The sequence below is a fragment of the Streptomyces bambusae genome, assembly GCF_019400985.1.
GTDB classification, from domain to species: domain Bacteria; phylum Actinomycetota; class Actinomycetes; order Streptomycetales; family Streptomycetaceae; genus Streptomyces; species Streptomyces bambusae_A.
Genome location: NZ_WTFF01000112.1, coordinates 1 through 21,724, shown reverse-complemented (window position 1 = coordinate 21,724; position 21,724 = coordinate 1). Strand labels below are relative to the sequence as shown.

Sequence of the window (21,724 nt, the reverse complement as noted above, 5' to 3'; positions counted from 1 at the left end):
GAACTCGCCTACCTCACCCGTCAGCGCGGCTTCCTCACCCCGTGCATCACCGAACTGACGGGGCGCGTCGCCGTGGTCCGGCCCGAGGGCATCGCCATGTTCGACCCCGACGACGATCTCACCCACCTCCGCCTGCCGGAATCGGGCACCCACGGCCACGTCAACCTCCCGCTCGCCGTATACCTCACGGCCGCCTGCGGCGGCCCGCTCACCTCCGCGGCCCTGACGCGGCGGGGCCGCGCGCCGTGGCACCCACGCCCCGGCCGCCCCGCAGGAGGGCGTGGTCACCGTCGCCGGGCTGCTCGGCGGGGCCGAGGGGCCGGGCCGGGACGCCGAGGGCCAGTTCGCGCTCGACCTGCTGATCGTGGCGGACGCCCCGCAGCTGGACGTGGAGAACGGGGCCGCGCTGGTCGAGGCGGTGCCGGACGGGGCCCGGCTGGTGCTCTCCGGCGACCCCGGGGTGCTGGGATCGGCGGGCCCCGGCCGGGTGTTCGCCGACGTCCTCGCCGCCCGCGTCTGCCCGGTCGTCGCGTCGCGGACGCCCGACCCGGGGCCCATCGGCGAACTGGTCTCCGGGATCGGCATCGGCGAGCTGGGCCAGGTCGACGCCCCCGGCAAGGAGGTCGTGATCGTCCCGGTCCGGGACGCGGGCGAGGCCGTGCACCGTACGGTCCAGCTGGTGGCGGACTCCGTACCGCGGGCCTTCGGCCTGCCGCCGGAGGCCGTGCAGGTGATCACGCCCGGCCACGGAGGCTCCGCCGGCACCCGCGCGCTGAACGCCGCCCTCAAGGACCGCCTGAACCCCGGACCCGGCCGGTTCGGCGGGTTCGACCTCGGGGACCGGATCGTCCACGTCCCCTCTCCCGGCCGCGCGCTGCCCGGCCGGGTCGTCTCCGCCGACGCCGAGGGCCTCCACCTCGACTGCCCGGGCGCGGGCGGGCGGGTGGTCGTGGCCAAGGACCGGGTGGAGTCCTCGGTCCGGCACGGCTGGGCCCTGACCGCGCACCAGGCGGTCGGCAGCCGCTGGCCGGCCGTGGTCGTGGTGCTGCCGGGTGACGCGGCGGACGCCCTGTCGCGGGACTGGGTGTACACGGCGTTCGGGCGGGCCGAGCGCCATCTGTCCGTGGTGCACGGGGTGGACCAGGCGCTGCCGCGGGCGGTGGCGGAGGTCATGCCGAAGCCGCGGACGACACGGCTGACGGGCCTCCTGCGGAGCCTGGTCGCCGCGGCACGGGAGCAGCCCGAGTAGGTCGCGGAGCCGGGCTGCCGGGCAGCCTCGCCGGGCCGGGGCCGGGGTCGGGGCCGGGGAGGGCGGCGTACGGGCCCGCCCCTGCCCCCTGCCTCTGCCTTTGCCCCTGCTCCGCCGGCGGGGCGGGGCAGGGGCGGCGGCGGGGCCGGGCCGTCGGGCCCGTGCCGCGGTTCAGCGGTCGGCCGCGAGCTCCAGGTCGTCGTCGCGGTCGTCGTGATCGTCGTGGTCGGGGCCGTCGTCGTGGTCCCCGTGCTCGTCCTCGTCCTCGTAGAACTCGTCGTCGAAGACGGAACTCACGTCGAAGCGGTGGAGCACGATCTCGGGATCCGCGTGGTCGAAGGGGGCGGCCAGCCACTCCCCCGGCTCCGGGACCTCCTCCAGGGCGCCGATCCAGAGCGTCGAGTCACCTTCCTCCAGCCCGAACTCCTTGTAGCGGGAGGCGATCTCGTCCGCCTCGTACTCCCCGAAGAGCACGCCGAGCGCGCCCGCCGTGCCGCCGTCGTGGAGGAGATCGGCGTCCCGGTCGTGCGCGGCGACCCGTTCCGCCTGGGCGATCAGCCGCTGCGGTTCGGCGACCGAGTAGTCCCGGCGGATCAGCACGCTGAAGGCGGTGGGCTCGGCCGGTCCGGCGTACGGGACACCGTCCTCGGTGTCCGGGATCTCGAACGGGATGACCTCGTCGTACACCTCGTAGAGCAGCTCGTCGTAGGCCTCGGCCGACGCGGCGAGTGCGTTGAAGGCGGCCTGGACGGCCGGGTCCTTGGCTCCGGAGCGGCTCTCGACCGCGGCCAGGTGGCGGTCCAGGGCTGCCTTGACCGCCTCGGCGGCGGCGCGTACCTCGGCAACGGTGGGCACTGCGGCATCAGACATAGTGCAGACGCTATCCGTAGCGGGCCGGTGCCCGCACAATAGATTCGATGCCGGAATACGAATTTGTCGATGTGTACGTGCCTCGCGGTGTCCCTCGCCAGGAGACGACCCGCTTGCTGACCGACCATGCCGAGTACGGGCACTGGGAGTTGGACCGCCTGACGCTCCTGCGGGACGGGAGCCGCCGCGTGCGGCTGCGCCGCAGGATCATCCGTCAGGTACGCGCCACATGGTGAAGCGGGCCCCAGGTCGTGAGACCTGGGGCCCGCTCGCACACTGCCGCCGCAGCGGCCGCTCTCAGGCGGCGCTACGGGCCCGCCGGTAGAGCACGGCTCCCCCGAGGAGCAGACCGCCCGCGAGAGGTGCGGCGATGCCGAGGGCGGCGTTGCCGCCGGTCTCGGCGAGCTCACCGCCACCGGCTCCACCTCCGCTACCGCCCTGCGGACCCGGAGCGTTGCTGCCGGGGTGCGTGACGGGCGTGGTGGTGCCCGCACCGGGGGTCCCGGGAGTGCCGGGGTTGCCCGGGGTGCCGGGGTTTCCGGGCGTACCCGGGGTGCCGGGCTGGCCGCCGTTGCCGGGGTTCCCGGGGTTGCCCGGGGTGCCGGGGTTTCCGGGGTTGCCCGGACCACCCGGCTGGCCGGGCTCGCAGTCCTCGCCGCCGGGCCCACCGGGGTGACCCGGGTGACCCGGGTGGCCCGGGTGTCCGGGGTGACCCGGGTGGCCCGGGTGTCCGGGGTGACCCGGGTGACCCGGGTGCCCAGGGTGTCCGGGCTGGCCCGGCTGCCCGGGCTGCCCCGGGTGACCCGGCTGACCGGGCTGGCCCGGCTGCCCTCCGCCGTTCCCGCCGTTCCCGCCGTTCGCGCAGCGGTTTCCGAAGGCGGGGTTCAGGCCGCCCACCACCGTCACGCTGTTGCCGCACACGTTCACCGGCGCGTCCACCGGCGCCGACACCGAGTTCCCTGACAGGACCCCCGGAGAATTCGCGGCGGTACCCGTGGCTCCGGCGTCCGCCTGTGCGTACCCCCCGCCCGCCGCGAGCATCCCTCCCGCGGCCGCCACGGTGATCAACGTCTTCCTCGCGACCTGTCGTCGCACCTGCATCTGTGACTCGCCCCCTGCTGTGCCCAACTCGATCTGACGAAACAAGCCGAAAGCCCGGCGACCCCGGAGCGCTGGAATGCGCTCCGGGGTCCGGGACACCAGCTGTGTCAGTTGTTGATGCAGGTGTTGCCGAAGGCCGGGTTCAGCAGGCCGATGACGTTGATCGTGTTGCCGCACACGTTCACCGGAACGTGGACGGGAACCTGGACGACGTTGCCGGACAGGACACCCGGGGAGCCGACAGCGGCACCCTGGGCCCCGGCGTCGGCGACAGCCAGGCCCGCACCCGCGAGAACCAGACCACCGGTGGCAGCCGCGGCAGCGACAACCTTCTTGATCATCATTCCTCCTAGTAGGCAATGCGGTCCCAGCCGCGGACCGCACCACCTGTAACGAGGAGGTCCCACCAGGGCTACGAGCCTATGAGCGCATTCACTCGTCCCGGTGAGAAAGGAACACCTTCCCGAATCTCAGCAGTTGTCGATGAATCGGTCGAGCACGCGTACCCCGAACTTCAGCCCGTCCACCGGCACCCGCTCGTCCACCCCGTGGAACATCCCGGCGAAGTCCAGCTCCGGCGGCAGCTGGAGCGGCGCGAAGCCGAAGCAGCGGATGCCCAGGTCGTCGAAGGACTTGGCGTCCGTACCGCCCGAGAGCATGTACGGGACGGCCCGCGCGATGGGGTCCTCGGCCTTGAGGGCGGTCTGCATGGCGTCGACCAGCCGGCCGTCGAAGTCGGTCTCCAGGGCCTTGTCCCCGTGCACGTCCTCGCGCTTGACGCGCGGCCCGAGGATCCGGTCGAGGTCGGCCAGGAACTCGTCCTCGTAGCCGGGCAGGAAGCGGCCATCCACGTGCGCCACCGCCTGGCCGGGAATGACGTTGACCTTGTAGCCGGCGCCGAGCATGGTCGGCTGGGCGGTGTTGCGCAGGGTGGCACCGATGATCTTGGCGATGCCGCCCAGCTTGGCGAGGGTCGCGTCCATGTCCTCGGGGTCGAGCGGGGTGCCCAGGGCGTCCGAGAGCTCGTCCAGGAAGGACCGCACGGTCTTGGTCACCCGGACCGGGAACTGGTGCCGGCCCAGCCGCGCGACGGCCTCGCACAGCTCGGTGATCGCGTTGTCGTCGTTGGTCATGGAGCCGTGGCCGGCGGTGCCGTCCACGGTGAGCCGCATCCAGTGCATGCCCTTCTGGGCGGTCTCGATCAGGTAGAGCCGCAGGTTCTCGTTGACGGTGAACGAGAAGCCGCCGACCTCCCCGATGGCCTCGGTCACGCCTTCGAACAGCCCCGGGTGCTTGTCCACGAGGTGGCGGGCCCCGTAGACGCCGCCGGCCTCCTCGTCGGCGAGGAACGCCAGCACGATGTCGCGGGGCGGCTTGCGGCCACTGCGCAGCCGGTCGCGTACGACGGCCAGCGTCATCGCGTCCATGTCCTTCATGTCGACCGCGCCGCGCCCCCACAAGCACCCGTCGGCGATCTCCCCCGCAAACGGGTCGTACGTCCAGTCGGCGGCATTGGCCGGTACGACGTCGGTGTGGCCGTGGATGAGCAGCGCGGGCCGGGACGGGTCCTCGCCCTCGATCCGGGCGACGGTGGACGCGCGGCCCTTGTGCGACTCGAAGATCTGCGGCTCCAGGCCCACCTCGGCGAGCTTCTCGGCGACCCACTCGGCCGCCTTGCGCTCGCCGGGTCCGGAGTGGTCGCCGTAGTTGCTGGTGTCGATCCGGATGAGGTCCCGGCAGAGGTCGACGACCTCGTCCTCGCCGGAGACGGTCCTGCCCGTGCTCGACTCGCTCACGCTGCTTCCTCCCGTTGATCGACAGGCCGCTGCCGGCCCTGCCCCCATCCTCGCGCCCCGGGCCGCCACCCCCAAGACCCTCCCCGGCCGGGACGGCCACGGGGGCGAGGAGGGGCGGGCGTACCCGTGATCGAGGCACTCCGAAACCCTGGTAATGTTCTCTTCGTCGGAGCGGCCCGCAAGGGACGCGAGACAGACACCTTGTCCGGGTGGCGGAATGGCAGACGCGCTAGCTTGAGGTGCTAGTGCCCTTTATCGGGCGTGGGGGTTCAAGTCCCCCCTCGGACACCACGAAGAAGACCCCTGTGTTCCAGGGGTCTTCTTGCGTTTTCGGGCGGGGTGCGGCCGGCCGTGGGGCGCCCGGGGGCGAAAGGGTTCTGCGGCGCGGGTTCAGTGGTCGTCGTAGTGGCCGTCGTGCGCGGCGTGGCGGTGGCCGTCGTGGAGGTAGTCCAGGTGGTCGCCGTGCGGTACGGCGTCGTGGCCGCAGCCCTCGCCGTGCGCGTGCTCGTGGGCCTCGTGCGCGGTGTGCCCGGCCGGCTCGCACTCGTCCCAGTGACCCGCGTGCTGCCGGTGCAGGTGGCCGTCGTGGGCGTAGTCGACGTGGTCGCCGTGGGCGACCTCGGTGTGGCCGCAGCCCGGTCCGTGCGCGTGCTCGTGCGTGGAGTGTTCCTGGTGCAGGGTCGTCATGGAGCGAGGCTAGTCAGGATCGTCCGGTATCGCCTGTTATGCGGGGCTGTGTCCTGGCGGTGAGCGGTAAGCCCGATCGTCCGACGGGATGCTCAGAGGATCACCGCCACCGCGAAGCCCGCGAGCGCCAGGACGCACACGGTCGCGCCGAGTGCGGCGCGTGGGGCCAGTGGGGCGGGGCGGGCCGCCGCCAGGGCCCGGATGCGGACGTGGGCGAGGCCCAGGAAGGCCAGCCACAGCAGCACGATGAAGGCCGTGCCGGCCACGTCCGTCGCGGTGCCCGGCCCGTGGACGGCCCCCCGTACCGCGAGCACCGCAGTGATCGCGCAGGTCAGCGTCGTACGCCGCCACGCGAGCCGGGTCCGTTCGGGCTGCAGCCCGGGGTCCCGCGCGGCGCCCCCCGCGCCTCCGACGCCGCGTCCGGACCCGGCACCCGGCCCGCCTCCGGCGTTGCGCCCGGACCCGGCTCCGGTGTCCGGCGTGGCGGGCTCCCGGGGGCTCACCGGCCGTTCGTCCAGCCCATCAGGACGATCACCATCATGGCCACCGCCACCAGCCCGACGCCCAGGCTCAGTACCACCGGGAAGCGCGACAGCGGCAGGTCCTCGCCGCGCCGCATCGCGCGCTCGCACCGCACCCAGTGGTTGACCGCGCGCAGCGCGCACGCCGCGCCCACCGCCAGCAGCGCCAGCGCCATCCCGACCCGCACGCCCCACCGCAGGTCCGGCAGGAACTGGTCCACCGCGAAACCGCCGCCCACCAGGGCCAGCGCGGTCCGGATCCAGGCGAGGAAGGTCCGCTCGTTGGCCAGCGAGAAGCGGTAGTCGGGCGTCTCGCCCTCCTCCCGCACCCGCTGCGGCGCGAACCACAGGCGTACGTCTTTGCCGAAGTCGGTCACAGCCGCAATCTAGATCACGGCAGGCCCTGACAGACCCCAACTAGCGGCCCAGCTCCCCCAGCCGCCGGTAGGCCTCCAGCCCGTCCGGTACCCAGGTCCAGCCGCCCTCGGCCACCCGCCGCCGGAGCTCGCCGGGGTCGAGGAACGCGTGCCAGGCCACTTCCGACTCCTGGGGCCGGACCGGCAGCTCGCACCGCACCCGGTACACGGAGGACCACCAGGCCCCGCCCTCGCCCTCGTACAGGAAGGCGAAGAGCGGCTCGGGGCGCGGCAGCCCGGTCACCCCGAGCTCCTCCTCGGCCTCGCGCAGCGCTGCCTCGTCGTACGACTCGCCCGCGCCCACCACCCCGCCCACGAACATGTCGTACGCGGACGGGAACACCAGCTTCGACGCCGTCCTGCGGTGCACGAAGATCCGCCCGTGGGCGTCCACGGCCTGTACGAACACGCACCGGTGGATCAGCCCGCGGGCGTAGACCTCGCCGCGCGGGGCCTGCCCGACCACCCGGTCCTCGCGGTCCACGACGTCCAGTACTTCATCAGCGGCACTCATGCGGTTCATCCAATCACCGGTGTTGACGGGTTACCGATGCGTAGCCAGGATCACTCCCACCACATCCGCCGCCACCAGCAGGGACGGCGGCCGGGACCGACGGGACGGACGGGAACGCATGGGGTACGACGCAGACGTCATCGTGATCGGCGCGGGGCTCGCGGGCCTGGCCGCCACCGCCGAACTGGTCGACGCCGGCCGCAAGGTCATCCTGCTGGACCAGGAGCCCGAGCAGTCCCTCGGCGGACAGGCGCACTGGTCCTTCGGCGGCCTGTTCTTCGTGGACTCGCCCGAGCAGCGCCGGATGCGCATCAAGGACAGCCGCGAGCTCGCGCTCCAGGACTGGTACGGCACCGCCGGGTTCGACCGCGCCGAGGACGCCTGGCCGCGCCGCTGGGCCGAGGCGTACGTCGACTTCGCCGCCGGCGAGAAGCGGTCCTGGCTGCACGCGCAGGGCGTCCGCTTCTTCCCGGTGGTGGGCTGGGCCGAACGGGGCGGCTACGACGCGAACGGCCACGGCAACTCCGTCCCCCGCTTCCACATCACCTGGGGCACCGGCCCCGGCCTGGTCGAGCCGTTCGAGCGGCGGGTGCGCGCGGGGGTGGCGCGCGGCCTGGTCCGGCTGGCGTTCCGCCACCGGGTCACCGGCCTGTCGCGCAGTGCCGGCACCGTGGACACCGTCACCGGCGAGGTCCTGGCGCCCTCCGGCGCCGTCCGGGGCGCCGCCAGCAGCCGCGAGGTGACGGGGGAGTTCAGCCTGCGCGCGCAGGCCGTCGTCATCGCCTCGGGCGGCATCGGGGGCAACCACGACCTGGTCCGCAAGCAGTGGCCGGCCCGTCTCGGCACGCCCCCGCAGCGGATGGTCTCGGGCGTCCCCGCCCATGTGGACGGCCTGATGCTGGGCGTCGCCGAGGACGCCGGGGCCCACCACATCAACGGCGACCGGATGTGGCACTACACCGAGGGCATCGAGAACTGGAACCCGATCTGGGCGCGGCACGGCATCCGCATCCTGCCGGGGCCGTCCTCCCTGTGGCTGGACGCCACCGGCAAGCGGCTGCCCGTGCCGCTCTTCCCCGGCTTCGACACCCTCGGCACCCTCGACCACATCATGCGGACCGGGCACGACCACACCTGGTTCGTGCTCAACCAGCGCATCATCGGCAAGGAGTTCGGCCTCTCCGGCTCCGAACAGAACCCCGACCTCACCGGCCGGTCCGTCCGCGAGGTCCTGGTCCGCGCCCGGCAGGCCGTGCCCGGCCCGGTCAAGGCCTTCATGGACCGCGGTGTCGACTTCGTGGTGGAGCGCGAGCTGTCCACCCTGGTCCGCCGGATGAACGAGCTCACCGGGGAGGGGCTGCTCGACGAGGCCGACGTACGCCGCGAGATCACCGCCCGGGACCGGGAGATCGCCAATCCCTTCACCAAGGACCTCCAGGTCACCGCGATCCGCGGGGCCCGCAAGTACCTGGGCGACCGGCTGATCCGCACGGCCGCCCCGCACCGCATCCTCGACCCCGCGGCCGGTCCGCTGATCGCCGTCAGGCTGTCGATCCTCACCCGCAAGTCCCTGGGCGGCCTGGAGACGGACCTGTCCTCGCGGGTCCTGACCGCCTCCGGCGATCCGCTGCCCGGTGTGTACGCGGCCGGCGAGGCGGCCGGCTTCGGCGGCGGGGGCGTCCACGGCTACCGCGCCCTGGAGGGCACCTTCCTCGGCGGCTGCATCTTCTCGGGGCGGGCGGCGGGCCGGGCTGCGGGTGGAGCGGTCGGCTGACCCGACGGATCCGGGCGGCCGGGGAGGCGGTCGGCCGACCGAAGGACCCGGGAGGTGGGCCGGGCGGCCGGGAAGCGGTCGGCCCACCTGACGACTTGGTCCGTGATCGAGGTTTGTGCGTGCCGGCCTGGCGGGTCGGCCGGTGGTTGATCAGCAGGCGGCCTGCCGGGCACCGGCCCGAGCATCAGGGCCTCAGCAGTCCGCCCACCCACCAGTCATGCGGCTTACCGTCGTTGGCGATGCCACGATTGCGCAGTGTCCCTTCGACGGTGAAGCCGAGTTTCTCGGCGACGGCACGCGAGCCGGTGTTCCCTGCCATGGCCCACCACTCGATGCGGTGGACGTCGAGGGTGGCCCAGCCCCAGTCGCACAGGGCCTGAGCGGCCTCCACCGAGTACCCGCGTTCGCGCTGTTCCTTGACCGCCCAGTAACCGAGCTCCCACACGCCGCGGCTGATGAGGGTCAGGCAGTACGAGCCGACCAGGGCGCCGGTGTCCTTGCGGAACGCGCCGAGGGTGTAGTCCCTGTCCTCGGCCCACTGAGCGGGCAGCGTCTCGCCGACGAGCTTCTCCGCGTCCGCACGCCGGTACGGCACCGGCACCGGGGTGTAGAACTGGATGTCCTCGTCCTGGCAGGCTTCGTACACCGCATCCACGTCGGCAGGTGCGAAGGCCCGCAGCACCAGACGGTCGGTCTCAAGAGTCACCGGATCCATTGCGGCAGTATGAACACCACCGGCAAGCAGCAACCAGCGAATATCCCCGAGCACCGCACATCACAACCCCCCGGGCCGGTCAACGGTCGTCGCAACACCCCGGATCGGCTGCCCCCGACACGGAGCTGCACCCGTCATCGATCGCGGACCGAGCCGTAAGAGTCCCGGCGGCGGGCCGGTTGGCCGAAAAGGCGGTCGGCCGACCGAACGGATCCGGCCGCCGGGCCGGGCCGGCCCGCCGGGTACGCGTGCCGACCCGCGGGACACGCCGCCGCGGCCGCCGGGCCCCGTCCGTCCTGTCCGGCCGGGCCGGGGCCCCGGCCGCCGCGGCGGGGAACCGGACATCCGCCCCAACTCGTCCGGTGGCCACAGGAGTTGAACAGGAGTTGAAACGCGCCACCCGCCTGGCCAGACCTTGACGTGGAGCTGTGCGTACCGGTTTGCTGTGCGTGATCACCACCCGGAGTGACTCCGGCGTGACCCGAACACACCGCCCGCGCCCGCGTCCTGGAGGGAACTTCGCGGATGTCGCCGCCTCCGCCGCCCCTCGGCCGAGCCCGCAAGCGGGACTCCCAGCTCTTCGACCCGGCCCTCTGTGATGTCGAACTGGTAGACGTACGCACCCAGTTCGCCCAGGGCCGGTGGGCGAAGGCCCGTGCGCTGCTCGGCGCCACCGGGGACGACTGGGACCGGCGCGGGCACCGCCTCACCGTCCTCGCGCAGACCCCCTCCGCCACGGCCTGGTCCCGCGAGTGGCTGCTGGCCGAGCCCGACAGCGCCGATGCCACCACCCTCCTCGCGTGCGCGGCCGTCTTCGACGCCCTGCGCCGCAAGGGCGCGCCCGAGGCGGCCGAGCAGGCCTGCCGCCGGGCCGCCGCCCTGCTGCCCGCGGACCCCACCCCGTGGCTCGGCCTGCTGCTGCTGTCCCGCGCCTTCGGCTCCGAGGAGGAGTTCAGCCGCCACTTCGACCAGGTCCGGGCCCGCCACCGCGAGCACCACCACGCCCACCACCTCATGGTCGCCAAGCTCGCCGAGCGCACCCCGGGATCCGGCCACGACCCGCTGCACGAGGTCTACGACTTCGCCGCCTGGGCCGCCGAGGAGTCCCCGGCCGACTCCCCGCTGGCCGTGCTGCCCGTCGTCGCCCACGCCGAGCGCTACCGGGTGCTGGCCGCGACGCACGGCCACACCTTCGACAGCGCCACCCAGCACTGGTCGGGCCGCCGTGCCCGCCAGGTCCTGCGTACCGCCTTCGACTGGTGGCTCGAATGGGAGCGCGAGGACCACCCCCGCAACCGGGTCGACCTCAACTTCCTCGCGCACGCCAAGCTCTGCGAGGGCCGGCCCGCCGAGGCCGCCGCCCTCTTCCACCGCATCGGGCGGCACGCCACCCGAGCCCCCTGGTCCTACCCCGACCTCGACCCCCACAAGGCCTTCCTCGCCGCGCGCAATGCCGCGCTCGGCTCCGCCTGACCCCTCCCGCCCCCGGAGGGACACCCCCGAAAGGACCACCCGCCATGGCGACGGGCAGATCCACCACGCTCGGCAGCACCTCCTCGGCCGCGGCCGATGCCGAGATCCGCACGTACAAGGGCCAGGACCGGGCCCTGCGGGCCGACCGTCTCGGCACCGCCGGCCTGCTGCTCTCCGTCCTCGCCGCCAGCGCCCCCCTGATGGTGGTCGCCGGCGTGATGCCGCAGATCTTCGGCCCGATGGGCATCGTCGGGCAGCCGCTGCTGTTCGTCGTCCTCGGCCTCGTCCTCGCCCTCTTCAGCGTCGGCTACGCCGAGATGAGCCGGCACGTGCACAACGCCGGCGCCTTCTACGCCTACATCGCCCGGGGGCTCGGCCCCACCGCCGGCGCCGGCGCCTCGCTGGTCGCCCTCGTCGCGTACAGCGCCATGCAGGTCGGCGTGTACGGCATCCTGGGCTTCGAGGTCTCCGGCCTGTTCGCCACCTACCTGGACACCGAGCTCGCCTGGTGGATACCGGCGCTGGCCGCGGTCGCCGTCACCGGCGCCCTCGGCTGGCTCAAGATCGACCTCAATGCCCGGGTGCTGGGCGTGCTGCTGCTGATCGAGTGCGCCCTGGTCGTGGTCTTCGACGCCGCCGCACTGGCCGAGCCCGGCCCGGCGGGCGTCTCGCTGCACGCCTTCGACCCCGCCACCCTCTCCGGCCCCGCGCTCGGCACCGCCCTGTGCTTCTGCATCGCCGCGTTCGTCGGCTTCGAGCAGTCCCCGGTCTACGCCGAGGAGACCAGCAAGCCGCACATCGTCGTCTCCCGTGTGATGTTCCTCGCGGTCGGCTTCGTCGCCCTCTTCTTCGCCTTCAGCTCCTGGGCGATCACCGTTGCCACCGGCCCCGCCGAGGTGGTCAAGGCCTCCACCGAGGCCGGCCCGGCCCTGCTCTTCCAGCTCACCGAGACCCGGCTGGGCACGTCCTTCACCGACGTCCTGCACGTGCTGTTCGTCACGGGCATGTTCGCGGCGATGCTCAGCTTCCACAACGTCGTCGCCCGCTACGCCTTCGCCATGGGCCGCGAGGGCCTGCTCCCGGCCCGGTTCGGCCGGACCAACCCCGGCACCGGCGCCCCCGCCACCGGCTCGCTGCTGCAGACCGTCGTCGCCACCCTGGTGGTCATCGGCTTCGCCGTCGCCGACGACAAGCCGGCCGGCGACCCCACCGTCCCGGTGATGCACCTGTTCACCTGGATGGGCAGCGTCGGCGCGCTCGGTGTGACGATCCTCATGGCCGCCGCCTCCTTCGCCGTGATCGCCTTCTTCGTCCGTCGCGGGGCCGCCGGCGCCCAGCTGTGGCGGCTCGTCGCGGCCGGCGCCGCCGGCCTGGCGCTCCTGGGCATCGCCGGCTACACCGTCAAGGACTTCGGTGTCCTCGTCGGCGCCGGCGAGGGCTCCGTGCTGGGCCGGTTGCTGCCCGCCGTCATCGGGGCCGCCCTCGTGGCCGGCCTGGTCCACGGAGCCGTGCTGCGGGCCCGCAACCCCGAGGTCCACGCCCGCATCGGGCTGGGCAACGAGGCCTTCCGGCTGGAGCAGGCGGCCGCCGAAGCCGACAGCCGCGACTGACCTTGCCAACAGGCTCCGCGAAGGCCCCCGGCACCCCTTTCGAAGGGCGCCGGGGGCCTTCGCCATGCATGGCCAGTTTTGGTCCCCACCGGGTCGCGTGGTCTCCTGGGGCGAATAAAAACACCGGAACGCCGCACAGGGGACACCATCCCGTCACCCTGCGGGGCGCTCCGGGCTGCCTGTCCCACCCACGAAGGCGAAGTCATACATGAGTGACCGCACCCTGACGAAGGCCTCGGCGTCCGCGCCCGCCGCGTCGGCTTCCCCGCACGTCGACGCCGGCGACGAGGGCTACAGCAAGGACCTCAAGTCCCGCCACATCAACATGATCGCCATCGGCGGGGCGATAGGCACCGGCCTGTTCCTGGGCGCCGGAGGCCGGCTCGCCGGCGCCGGTCCCTCCCTCGCCATCGCCTACGCCGTCTGCGGTGTCTTCGCCTTCTTCGTGGTCCGGGCCCTCGGCGAGCTCGTCCTCTACCGCCCCTCCTCCGGCGCCTTCGTCTCGTACGCGCGCGAGTTCATGGGCGAGAAGGGCGCCTACACGGCGGGCTGGCTGTACTTCCTGAACTGGTCCACCACGACCGTGGCCGACATCACGGCCGCCGCGACGTACGCGCACTTCTGGTCGATGTTCTCCAGCGTCCCGCAGTGGGTGCTGGCGCTGATCGCCCTCGCCGTGGTCCTGACCGCCAACCTGATCTCGGTGAAGTACTTCGGCGAGATGGAGTTCTGGTTCTCGATCGTCAAGGTCGCCGCGCTGGTGATCTTCATGCTGGTCGGCATCTACCTGGTCGCCACCAGCCACCCGATCGACGGCCACACCCCCGGCCTGTCCACGATCACCGACAACGGCGGGCTCTTCCCCACCGGCGTGCTCCCGATGCTCCTGGTCGTCCAGGGCGTCGTCTTCGCCTACGCCTCCGTCGAGCTGTGCGGCGTCGCCGCCGGTGAGACCGAGAACCCCGAGAAGATCATGCCCAAGGCGATCAACTCGATCATGTGGCGCGTCGGCGTGTTCTACGTCGGCTCGGTCGTGCTGCTGGCCCTGCTCCTGCCGTACACCGCGTACTCGGGCGACCAAAGCCCGTTCGTCACGATCTTCGACAAGCTCGGCATCCCCGGCACCGCCGGCATCATGAACCTGGTCGTCCTGACGGCCGCGCTCTCCTCGCTGAACTCCGGCCTCTACTCCACGGGCCGCATCCTGCGCTCCATGGCCATGGCGGGCTCGGCCCCGAAGTTCACCGCCCGCATGAACAAGGGCAAGGTCCCCTACGGCGGCGTGCTCTTCACCGCCGCCTTCGGCGTCGCCGGCGTGTTCCTGAACTACCGGATGCCCGGCGAGGCCTTCGAGATCGTCCTCAACCTCGCCTCCATCGGCATCCTCGGTACCTGGGCGATGGTCATGATCTGCTCCCTGCTGTTCTGGCGCCGCGCGCAGAACGGCCTGGTCGAGCGCCCCGGCTACAAGCTGCCCTGGGCGCCTTACACGCAGATCGTCACGCTGGTCTTCCTGGCGTCCGTCCTGGTCCTCATGTGGTGCGACGGCGGTGTCGGCCGCACCACCGTGATGTTCCTGCCGGCCATCGCGGCCGCCCTGGTCGGCGGCTGGTTCCTGGTCCGCCGCCGGGTCGCCGAGCTGGCCGGGTCCCCGCGCGACTGACCCCGCCCGCTCCGCCCCGAGGACCCCGCCGCCGCGTGCGCCGGGGTCCTCGGCCGTTTCCCGCCCGGCAGCCCGGGCGCGCGCTTCCTGTGCGGCCCCGGCCGGATGGGTACGCGTCTACGGGCGGCCCAGGACCCGCCTGGCCGCCTCCTGCTCGGCCGCGGAGGGGGACAGCTCGTCCAGCGCGTCGAGCTCGGCGTCGTCCCGCAGCTCGTCCTCCCACGCGGCGGCCAGCGACTCCTGCTCCTCACGCGGCCGCTGCTGCACTTCTTCCCGGTCGGCCGGGGCCAGTGCCGACAGGAACCGGGTGACGACGTCGGCAGACATCGCTCCTCCTCGCTCACGAGACGAGGGACCCCGCACGAGGCCCCGGCCCCAGGATGTCCAAGCCCCCGGGCCCGCCCCGGGCACGACACACGGCACACCGGGCGATTCCGCCCACCCACGCCCGGCCCACGCCCCGCCCACCCCCCGCTCTCCCGCCGGTCGCGCCCGGGCTGGCAGGATGCCGGGTGCACGCCAACGCGACCCGGGGAGAGCGCACATGACCGCCGATCAGCCCTATCTCGTCCAGCCCGCGCCGGGGGTGTACGCCTACGTCCAGCCGGACGGCGGCTGGTGCCTGAACAACGCGGGCTTCGTCACCGACGGCGGCCAGACCCTGCTCGTCGACACCGCCGCCACCGAGCGCCGGGCGCACGCCCTGCGCGACGCGCTCGTGGGGACCGGCGCCCCGCTGCCGCGCCTGGTGGTCAACACCCACCACCACGGCGACCACACGTACGGCAACGGCGTGTTCACCCCCGAGGCGCTGGTCGTCGGCCACGACAGCGCGCGCAGCGAGCAGCTCGCGGCCGGCCACCAGCTGGAGATGATCTGGCCGGGCACCGACTTCGGGGACATACGGATCACCGCCCCCACCCTCACCTACAACGATCGGATGACCCTGTACATAGGCGCGACCGAGGTCCAGGTCTTCCACCCGGGGGTCGCGCACACGACCGGGGACTCGGTCGTCTGGCTGCCGCAGCAGCGGGTCGTGTTCACCGGCGACCTGGTCTTCGCCGAGGGCACGCCGTTCGTGGCCATGGGCTCGGTGGCCGGATCCCTGCGGGCGCTGGAGCTGCTGCGGAGCCTGGACGCGGAGACCGTCGTACCGGGGCACGGGCCGCTGACCACCCCGGCGGCGTACGCGGCGACCGAGCGCTATCTGCGGTACGTCGACGCGCTCGCGCGGGAGGGCCGCGCGAAGGGGCAGACCCCGCTGGAGACCGCCCGCCAGGCGGACCTAGGCGAGTTCGCGGACTGGCGGGAGAGCGAGCGGCTCGTGGCGAACCTGCACCGGGCGTACGCGGAGCTGGAGGGCCTGCCGGCCGGGGCGCCGCTGGACATCGTGGCGGTGCTCAGGGACATGACGGTGATGAACGGGGGCGTGCCGGTGGCCTGCCACGCGTAGGCCGTGTCGTCCGGGTCGGGCCGGGCCCGGCCCGACACACACGCCGGGACGGCGTACCTCTGGACGACATACCGACTGGTCGGCATGATGGGCGCGAGCGTAGGGAACCCCTCAACTCCGTAGGAGGTACGCATGACCTCAGCCGACCCCCGCGGTCTCGATCTGGAGCGGCTGCGCGGCCATCTCGACCGCGCGCGCCCCGGACTGGTGACCGGAGCGCTGAGCGGCCGGCTCGTCGAGGGCGGCCGCTCGAACCTCACGTACGAGGTCAGCGACGGCACCGGCCACTGGGTGGTGCGGCGGCCGCCGCTCGGGCACGTCCTGGCCACCGCGCACGACATGCGGCGCGAGCACCGGGTGATCGAGGCGCTGCACGCCACGGCGGTGCCGGTGCCCGAGCCGCTGCTGCTGTGCGAGGACGAGTCGGTGCTCGGCGCGCCGTTCTACGTCATGGAGTTCGTGGACGGCGTCCCGTACCGCACGGCCGGGCAGCTGGCCGCGCTCGGTCCCGAGCGCACCCGGCAAGTGGTGCTGCGCCTGGTGGACACGCTCGTGGACCTGCACGCGGTGGACCCGGAGGCGGTGGGGCTGGGCGACTTCGGGCGGCCCGAGGGGTTCCTCGACCGGCAGCTGCGCCGCTGGGGCAAGCAGCTGGCGGCCTCCCGGGGCCGCGAACTGCCCGGCATCGAGGAGCTGCACGCCGCGCTCGGCCGGGCGCTGCCGCGCTCCCCCGCCCCCACGGTCGTGCATGGCGACTTCCGGCTGGACAACGTCCTGATCGGCGGCCCGGAGGACGCGGTCCGGGCGGTGCTGGACTGGGAGATGTCCACCCTGGGCGATCCGCTCACCGACCTCGGCCTGCTGGTGATGTACAGCTCGGACCTGGGGCTGGCCGATTCCCCGGTGAGCACGACGAGCGGTGCGCCCGGGCATCCGGCGCCCGCCGAGCTGGTCGAGCGGTACGCCGCCCGCTCGGGCCGGGACACCGGGCCGATCGCCTGGTACACGGCGTTCGCCTGGTTCAAGCTCGCGGTGATCCTCGAAGGCATCCACTACCGCTGGACGCTCGGGCAGACCGTGGGCGCGGGCTTCGACCGGATCGGCGAGCTGGTACCGGTCTTCATCGAGCACGGCCTGACCACCCTCCAGGAAGGCTGAGGAGCCACCGTCATGGATTTCGCATTCGACGCCCGGACCGAGGAACTCCGCGAGCGGCTGCTCGCGTTCATGGAGGAGTGCGTCCTGCCGGCGGAGCCCGTCGCCGCCGAGCAGCGCGCCGCCCTGCCCTCGCCGTGGGACACCCCGCCCGTGTTCGGGGAGCTGAAGGCCGAGGCGCGCCGCCGCGGCCTGTGGAACCTCTTCCTTCCGGACCCGGAGTACGGCGCGGGGCTGACCAACCTCCAGTACGCGCCGCTGGCCGAGATCACCGGGCGCAGCCCGCACCTGGCGCCGATGGCGACCAACTGCGCGGCCCCGGACACGGGGAACATGGAGCTGCTGGCGCAGTTCGGCAGCGAGGAGCAGAAGAAGCAGTGGCTCCAGCCGCTGCTGGCCGCCGAGATCCGGTCGGCCTTCGCGATGACCGAGCCGGCCGTGGCCTCGTCGGACGCGACGAACGTCGAGACCCGCATCGAGCGGTCGGCCGACGGCTCGGAGTACGTGGTGAGCGGCCGCAAGTGGTACATCTCGGGCGCGATGAACCCGGACTGCAAGATCTTCGTCGTGATGGGCCAGACCGACCCGGAGGGCGCCGATCCGCGCCGCCGGCAGTCGATGGTCCTGGTGCCGCGCGACACCCCGGGCGTCGAGGTGCGCCGCGCGATGCGGGTGTACGGGTACGAGGACCACGACCACGGCGGCCACGCCGAGGTCGTCTTCGACGGCGTACGGGTGCCCGCGTCGAACCTGATCGGCGAGGAGGGCTCCGGCTTCGCCATCGCCCAGGCCCGGCTCGGCCCGGGCCGGATCCACCACTGCATGCGGCTGATCGGCATGGCCGAGCGGGCGATCGAGCTGATGTGCCGGCGGGCGGTGGAGCGCACGGCCTTCGGCAAGCCGCTGGCCGCGCAGGGCGTCGTACAGAACTGGATCGCGGACGCCCGGGTGAGCGTGGAGCAGCTGCGGCTGCTGGTGCTCAAGACGGCCTGGCTGATGGACACGGTCGGCAACCGGGGCGCGCACACCGAGATCCAGGCCATCAAGATCGCGACCCCGCGCACGGTGGTGGGCATCCTGGACCGGGCGGTCCAGCTGCACGGCGCGGGCGGTGTCAGCCAGGACTTCCCGCTGGCCGAGCTGTGGGCTGCGGCACGTACGCTCCAGCTCGCGGACGGCCCCGACGAGGTGCACCAGCGGTCGCTGGCGCGGCGGGAGCTGAAGCGTTACGCGTGAGGCGTGACGTGTGAGGTGAGACGTCTGGTGCGGGACGCGTGGTCGTGACGCTCAGGGGCGCAGTGCGCGCAGCAGCAGGTCGGCGAGGTGGTCGGCGACCTGCTGCGGGGTGAGCGGGCCGTCCGCGCGGTACCAGGTGGACAGGTGGTGCACGGAACCGAAGTGGTAGTCCACCACCAGGTCGGCGGGCGTGGCGGAGGAGAACACCCCGCTGCGCTGCCCCTCCTCGACCAGGGCGCGGAAGCGCTCGTGGTAGCGGCGCCGCTCCGCCCGCACCTGCTTGTACTTCTCCGGGCTCAGCTGGTGCATGGAGCGGAAGAAGATCATCGCGTCGTCGAGGTTCTCGATGGTGGTGACGACCACGTCGGCGGCCGCCGTGCGCAGCCGCTCCTCGACGGGGGCGTCGGAGTCGGCGACCGCGTCGAGGCGCTGCTGCTGCAGGCGCAGCATGCGGGCGTACACCTCGTGCAGCAGGTCGTCCTTGGAGCCGAAGTAGTGGTAGAGCGCGCCCTTGGTGACCCCGGCCGCCTCGACGATCTCCTGGACGGAGGTGCGGTCGTAGCCGCGCTCGGCGAAGAGCCGGGTGGCGACGGCGAGCAGCCGCTGCGGTACGGGCATGTCCGCGGACTCCGCGCTGGTGGTCCTGGCCGGCATGGGCCCTCCCCTTTCCTACGAATGTTTCGAGCCGCGCTCGCGCAGTTCTCGACGCAGGATCTTGCCACTGGTCGTCTTGGGAAGGACAGGCAGGATCTCCACGTGCCGCGGGTACTTGTACGCGGCGATGCGCTCGGCGCAGTACGCCGACAGTTCGGCCGGGTCGGCCGCCGCGCCCGGGCGGAGGCTGACGTAGGCCTTGACGCTCTCGCCGCGGTAGGGGTCGGGGACGCCGACGACGGCGGCCTCGCGGACGGCCGGGTGGGTGTAGAGGACGTCCTCCACCTCGCGCGGCCAGACCTTGAAGCCGGAGGCGTTGATCATGTCCTTCTTGCGGTCCACGACGTAGAGCCAGCCGTCCCCGTCCATGAAGCCGACGTCGCCGGTGCGCAGTTCCCCGTCGGGGAAGGCCTCGGCGGTGGCGTCGGGCAGGCCCCAGTAGCCGGTGGCGAGCTGCGGTCCGCGCACGGTGATCTCGCCGGTCTCGCCGAAGGGCAGTTCCGCGCCGTGCGCGTCGATGATCCGTACGACGGTCTGCGCGCCCGGTACCCCGACGGAGAGGGTCCCGGTGGCCGGGTCCACGGGGGCCTCGTGGTGGGCGGGGACGGCGCTGACGGCGGCGGTGGACTCGGTGAGGCCGTAGCCGTTGCGGAGGTGGAAGCCGAAGCGGGCCCGGAGCCGCGCGACGAGGGCGGGCGGCAGCGGGGCGCCGCCGGAGGAGACGATCCGGAAGGAGGCGAAGTGCTCGCGCGTGGCGGCGGGGTGGGCGGCCAGGGCGATGAAGGCGGTGGCCGGGCCGATGGTGTAGGCGGGCCGGTGTTCGAGGAAGGCGTCGAGGACGACGCCCGCGTCGAAGCGGTGGGCGAGGACGAGGGTGCCGGCGTTGGTGAGGCAGGCGGCGAGCTCGCAGACCATGCCGGTGATGTGGAACAGCGGGGCGAGCGCGAAGTAGGCCGCGCCCTCGGGTATCGGGTGGCCGGTGACCTGGCGCACGGCGTTGTAGGTGAGCGCGCCGTGGGGGTTCATGGCGCCTTTGGGGGCGCCGGTGGTGCCGGAGGTGTAGCTGAGGAGGGCGGTGTCGGAGGAGCGGGGCTCGGGCACGCCGGCGGGGGCGGGGTGGCCCCGGCGGGCCACGGCCGCGAAGTCCTCCGGGACGGGGGCGGGCGACGGGGCCGGGGCGCAGGCCTGCGGCGAGGCCGGGACGGGGGCCTGCGGCGAGGTCGGGGCACAGGCCGACGAGCGGGTCGAGGGCGGGCCGGCGGGCGCCTGGGCGGCATGGGGCGCCGGCGACACGGTCGGTGCCGGGGCCGTGCCGGTCCGGGGGGCGAGGACGCGCGGGTCGTCGCGGGTCTGGAAGTCGCGGTCGTCGATGGTGAGCACGGCGCGTACGGACGTACCGGCCGCGGCCCCGCCCACGTACGCCGCCCAGGCGCCCGCCTCGCAGACCAGGGCGGCGGCCCCGCTGTCGCGCAGGATGTGCATGACCTCGGCCGCCTTGTACATCGGGTTGAGCGGGACCACGATCGCGCCGGCCTTCCAGGCGGCCAGCACGGCGAGGACGAAGTGCGGGGTGTTCTGGAGCATGACGGCGACCCGGTCGCCGGGGCGCACGCCCCGGGCGGCGAGGTGCCCGGCGGCGGAGTCGGACAGCGCGTCGGCCTCGGCGTACCCGATCCGCCCGTCGAAGTAGGCCAGCGCCGTGTGCCCGGGGGCGCGCCGCACGGCCTCGCGGAAGGCGTGCAGCACGCTCGGCGCGGGCTCGACGGGCGCCCGCTGGGCGGGGCTGAGCCGGCGCAGCCACGGCATGGCGGCGTAGCGGGAGGCCGTCACGCACCCTCCCATGTGCGCTGGAGGCGGTTCATCCCGGTGAGCCAGCGGTCCGGGTCGGTGGCGCGGGCGGCGTAGAAGGCGGCGACCTCGGGGTGCGGGAGGATCAGGAAGCGGTCCTGGGCCATCCCGTCGAAGAGCGCGTCCGCCACTGCTTCGGGGGCGATGGCCGTCGGGGCGAGCACGAGCTCGCCGGCCGAGCCGGCGGCGGTGAGCATGTCGGTGCGGACTCCCTGCGGACAGATGGCGTGGACCTTCACGCCACGGTGGCGGTAGGTCAGCGAGAGCCACTCGGCGAAGGCGAGCGCACCGTGCTTGGTGACACTGTACGGCGCGGCTCCGATCATGGTGAGCAGGCCTGCGGCCGAGACGGTCGAGACGAACCGGCCGGTGCCGCGCTCCAGCCAGTGCGGCAGCAGGGCGCGGGCGGCGCGTACGTGGGCCATGACGTTGGTCTGCCAGGCCGCCTCCCAGACCTCCTCGTCGGCGTCGGCGCCGCCGCCCGAGGCGAGGCCGGCGTTGGCGCAGTAGACGTCCACGGTGCCGCCGAGCGCCTCGCGGGCCTCGTCGACGACCGCCGAGGCGTCGCCCGGTACGGCGTACGCGGCCGCGCCGATCTCCGCGGCGACGGCGGCGGCCTTGGCGGGGTCGAGGTCGTTGACCGCGACGGTGGCCCCCTCGGCCGCGAAGCGGTGGGCGAGTGCGGCTCCGATGCCGCCGCCCGCGCCGGTGACGACGACTCGCATGCCCTGGTATGCGCCCACTGGGTCCACCTTTCGTGGCGGGTCCGGAGATCCGGGATCAGGGGCAGACTAACCAGTCGGTATGTCGGGGTGGAAGGGCGCGGACCGCTAGCGTCGGGCGGGTGAGTCTGTCTCGTCGGGGGTTGTTGGCGGCGGGGGTCGCAGGGGCGGCCGGCGCCGCGGGAACGGTCGGAGCGGCGGGACCGGTCGGAGCGGCGGCCGGGGCCGTCGCGGCACCGGCCGCGCCCGGGACCGGTCCGGCTG

The 21,724-nt window shown here is 73.3% G+C and carries 21 protein-coding genes, 1 tRNA gene and 2 pseudogenes; 11 read left to right on the top strand and 13 right to left on the bottom strand.

What is annotated here, in order from left to right; translation table 11 throughout:
• Nucleotides 1–45: 45 nt before the first annotated feature.
• Both GPJ59_RS38895 and GPJ59_RS17325 read left to right on the top strand, forming a co-directional pair.
• Nucleotides 46–156: pseudogene (locus GPJ59_RS38895) on the top strand (hypothetical protein); the annotation flags it as partial.
• Between the two features lie 118 nt (nucleotides 157–274).
• Nucleotides 275–1,249 (top strand): annotated as a pseudogene (locus tag GPJ59_RS17325) (ATP-binding domain-containing protein); the annotation flags it as partial.
• A gap of 171 nt (nucleotides 1,250–1,420) precedes the next feature.
• Here the strand turns inward: GPJ59_RS17325 and GPJ59_RS17320 are convergent.
• The gene (locus GPJ59_RS17320; protein WP_219668049.1) at nucleotides 1,421–2,119 is read right to left on the bottom strand and encodes a hypothetical protein; all 699 of its coding nucleotides are present in this window, start codon (nucleotides 2,117–2,119) and stop codon (nucleotides 1,421–1,423) included.
• A gap of 47 nt (nucleotides 2,120–2,166) precedes the next feature.
• Here GPJ59_RS17320 and GPJ59_RS17315 point away from each other — a divergent pair, with 47 nt between their 5' ends.
• A complete protein-coding gene (locus tag GPJ59_RS17315; RefSeq protein ID WP_219668048.1) occupies nucleotides 2,167–2,355 on the top strand; it encodes a DUF5703 family protein in 189 nt (62 codons plus the stop codon).
• Between the two features lie 61 nt (nucleotides 2,356–2,416).
• On the opposite strand, the gene GPJ59_RS38540 is transcribed toward GPJ59_RS17315, so the two are convergent.
• The 3 genes from GPJ59_RS38540 to GPJ59_RS17300 form a co-directional block, all read right to left on the bottom strand.
• Nucleotides 2,417–3,160 carry a chaplin gene (locus GPJ59_RS38540; protein ID WP_308120340.1) on the bottom strand — a complete coding sequence of 248 codons (744 nt, stop codon included), beginning with the start codon at nucleotides 3,158–3,160 and terminating at the stop codon, nucleotides 2,417–2,419.
• A 167-nt stretch (nucleotides 3,161–3,327) separates the two neighbouring features.
• The gene (gene chpH, locus GPJ59_RS17305; protein WP_125652344.1) at nucleotides 3,328–3,561 is read right to left on the bottom strand and encodes a chaplin ChpH; all 234 of its coding nucleotides are present in this window, start codon (nucleotides 3,559–3,561) and stop codon (nucleotides 3,328–3,330) included.
• A gap of 129 nt (nucleotides 3,562–3,690) precedes the next feature.
• Nucleotides 3,691–5,016 carry a M20/M25/M40 family metallo-hydrolase gene (locus GPJ59_RS17300; protein ID WP_219668046.1) on the bottom strand — a complete coding sequence of 442 codons (1,326 nt, stop codon included), beginning with the start codon at nucleotides 5,014–5,016 and terminating at the stop codon, nucleotides 3,691–3,693.
• Between the two features lie 203 nt (nucleotides 5,017–5,219).
• Here GPJ59_RS17300 and GPJ59_RS17295 point away from each other — a divergent pair.
• A tRNA-Leu gene (locus tag GPJ59_RS17295) sits at nucleotides 5,220–5,307 on the top strand.
• Nucleotides 5,308–5,406: 99 nt separating this feature from the next.
• Here GPJ59_RS17295 and GPJ59_RS17290 read toward each other — a convergent pair.
• The 4 genes from GPJ59_RS17290 to GPJ59_RS17275 form a co-directional block, all read right to left on the bottom strand.
• Nucleotides 5,407–5,703, bottom strand: a complete 297-nt coding sequence (locus GPJ59_RS17290) for a hypothetical protein (protein WP_219668045.1) — start codon at nucleotides 5,701–5,703, stop codon at nucleotides 5,407–5,409.
• Between the two features lie 92 nt (nucleotides 5,704–5,795).
• A complete protein-coding gene (locus tag GPJ59_RS17285; RefSeq protein WP_258024529.1) occupies nucleotides 5,796–6,080 on the bottom strand; it encodes a DUF202 domain-containing protein in 285 nt (94 codons plus the stop codon).
• Nucleotides 6,081–6,202: 122 nt separating this feature from the next.
• Nucleotides 6,203–6,601, bottom strand: coding sequence for a YidH family protein (locus tag GPJ59_RS17280; RefSeq protein WP_219668043.1), 399 nt, complete (start codon nucleotides 6,599–6,601; stop codon nucleotides 6,203–6,205).
• A 40-nt stretch (nucleotides 6,602–6,641) separates the two neighbouring features.
• Nucleotides 6,642–7,154, bottom strand: coding sequence for an NUDIX domain-containing protein (locus tag GPJ59_RS17275; protein ID WP_219668042.1), 513 nt, complete (start codon nucleotides 7,152–7,154; stop codon nucleotides 6,642–6,644).
• Nucleotides 7,155–7,272: 118 nt separating this feature from the next.
• Here GPJ59_RS17275 and GPJ59_RS17270 point away from each other — a divergent pair, with 118 nt between their 5' ends.
• Nucleotides 7,273–8,928, top strand: coding sequence for an FAD-binding dehydrogenase (locus tag GPJ59_RS17270; protein WP_219668041.1), 1,656 nt, complete (start codon nucleotides 7,273–7,275; stop codon nucleotides 8,926–8,928).
• Nucleotides 8,929–9,112: 184 nt separating this feature from the next.
• Here the strand turns inward: GPJ59_RS17270 and GPJ59_RS17265 are convergent, their stop codons facing one another.
• A complete protein-coding gene (locus tag GPJ59_RS17265; RefSeq protein WP_219668040.1) occupies nucleotides 9,113–9,643 on the bottom strand; it encodes a GNAT family N-acetyltransferase in 531 nt (176 codons plus the stop codon).
• A gap of 525 nt (nucleotides 9,644–10,168) precedes the next feature.
• On the opposite strand from GPJ59_RS17265, the gene GPJ59_RS17260 reads away from it, so the two are divergent.
• The 3 genes from GPJ59_RS17260 (at nucleotide 10,169) to GPJ59_RS17250 (ending at nucleotide 14,389) form a co-directional block, all read left to right on the top strand.
• Nucleotides 10,169–11,116 (top strand): hypothetical protein, encoded by a 948-nt coding sequence (locus GPJ59_RS17260; protein WP_219668039.1) that lies wholly within the window; start codon nucleotides 10,169–10,171, stop codon nucleotides 11,114–11,116.
• A 44-nt stretch (nucleotides 11,117–11,160) separates the two neighbouring features.
• The gene (locus tag GPJ59_RS17255; RefSeq protein WP_219668038.1) at nucleotides 11,161–12,726 is read left to right on the top strand and encodes an APC family permease; all 1,566 of its coding nucleotides are present in this window, start codon (nucleotides 11,161–11,163) and stop codon (nucleotides 12,724–12,726) included.
• 208 nt (nucleotides 12,727–12,934) lie between these two features.
• A complete protein-coding gene (locus tag GPJ59_RS17250) occupies nucleotides 12,935–14,389 on the top strand; it encodes an amino acid permease (RefSeq protein WP_219668037.1) in 1,455 nt (484 codons plus the stop codon).
• 117 nt (nucleotides 14,390–14,506) lie between these two features.
• Here the strand turns inward: GPJ59_RS17250 and GPJ59_RS17245 are convergent, their stop codons facing one another.
• On the bottom strand, nucleotides 14,507–14,716 hold the full coding sequence (locus GPJ59_RS17245) for a hypothetical protein (protein WP_219668036.1): 210 nt from the start codon (nucleotides 14,714–14,716) through the stop codon (nucleotides 14,507–14,509).
• Nucleotides 14,717–14,933: 217 nt separating this feature from the next.
• Between GPJ59_RS17245 and GPJ59_RS17240 the strand changes: the two genes are divergently transcribed.
• The 3 genes from GPJ59_RS17240 (at nucleotide 14,934) to GPJ59_RS17230 (ending at nucleotide 18,236) form a co-directional block, all read left to right on the top strand.
• Entirely contained in the window at nucleotides 14,934–15,845 is a 912-nt protein-coding gene (locus GPJ59_RS17240) for an MBL fold metallo-hydrolase (protein WP_219668035.1), read from the top strand.
• Nucleotides 15,846–15,977: 132 nt separating this feature from the next.
• Nucleotides 15,978–17,003 (top strand): phosphotransferase family protein, encoded by a 1,026-nt coding sequence (locus tag GPJ59_RS17235; protein ID WP_219668034.1) that lies wholly within the window; start codon nucleotides 15,978–15,980, stop codon nucleotides 17,001–17,003.
• Between the two features lie 12 nt (nucleotides 17,004–17,015).
• Nucleotides 17,016–18,236, top strand: coding sequence for an acyl-CoA dehydrogenase family protein (locus GPJ59_RS17230; protein WP_219668033.1), 1,221 nt, complete (start codon nucleotides 17,016–17,018; stop codon nucleotides 18,234–18,236).
• A gap of 51 nt (nucleotides 18,237–18,287) precedes the next feature.
• On the opposite strand, the gene GPJ59_RS17225 is transcribed toward GPJ59_RS17230, so the two are convergent.
• The 3 genes from GPJ59_RS17225 to GPJ59_RS17215 are packed head-to-tail and all read right to left on the bottom strand — an operon-like array spanning nucleotide 18,288 to nucleotide 21,463.
• A complete protein-coding gene (locus tag GPJ59_RS17225) occupies nucleotides 18,288–18,890 on the bottom strand; it encodes a TetR/AcrR family transcriptional regulator (protein WP_219668032.1) in 603 nt (200 codons plus the stop codon).
• A gap of 15 nt (nucleotides 18,891–18,905) precedes the next feature.
• Nucleotides 18,906–20,732 carry a class I adenylate-forming enzyme family protein gene (locus tag GPJ59_RS17220; RefSeq protein ID WP_258024526.1) on the bottom strand — a complete coding sequence of 609 codons (1,827 nt, stop codon included), beginning with the start codon at nucleotides 20,730–20,732 and terminating at the stop codon, nucleotides 18,906–18,908.
• Nucleotides 20,717–21,463, bottom strand: coding sequence for an SDR family oxidoreductase (locus GPJ59_RS17215; protein ID WP_219668050.1), 747 nt, complete (start codon nucleotides 21,461–21,463; stop codon nucleotides 20,717–20,719). The genes GPJ59_RS17220 and GPJ59_RS17215 overlap by 16 nt, the downstream gene beginning before the upstream one ends.
• Between the last annotated feature and the right edge of the window lie 261 nt (nucleotides 21,464–21,724).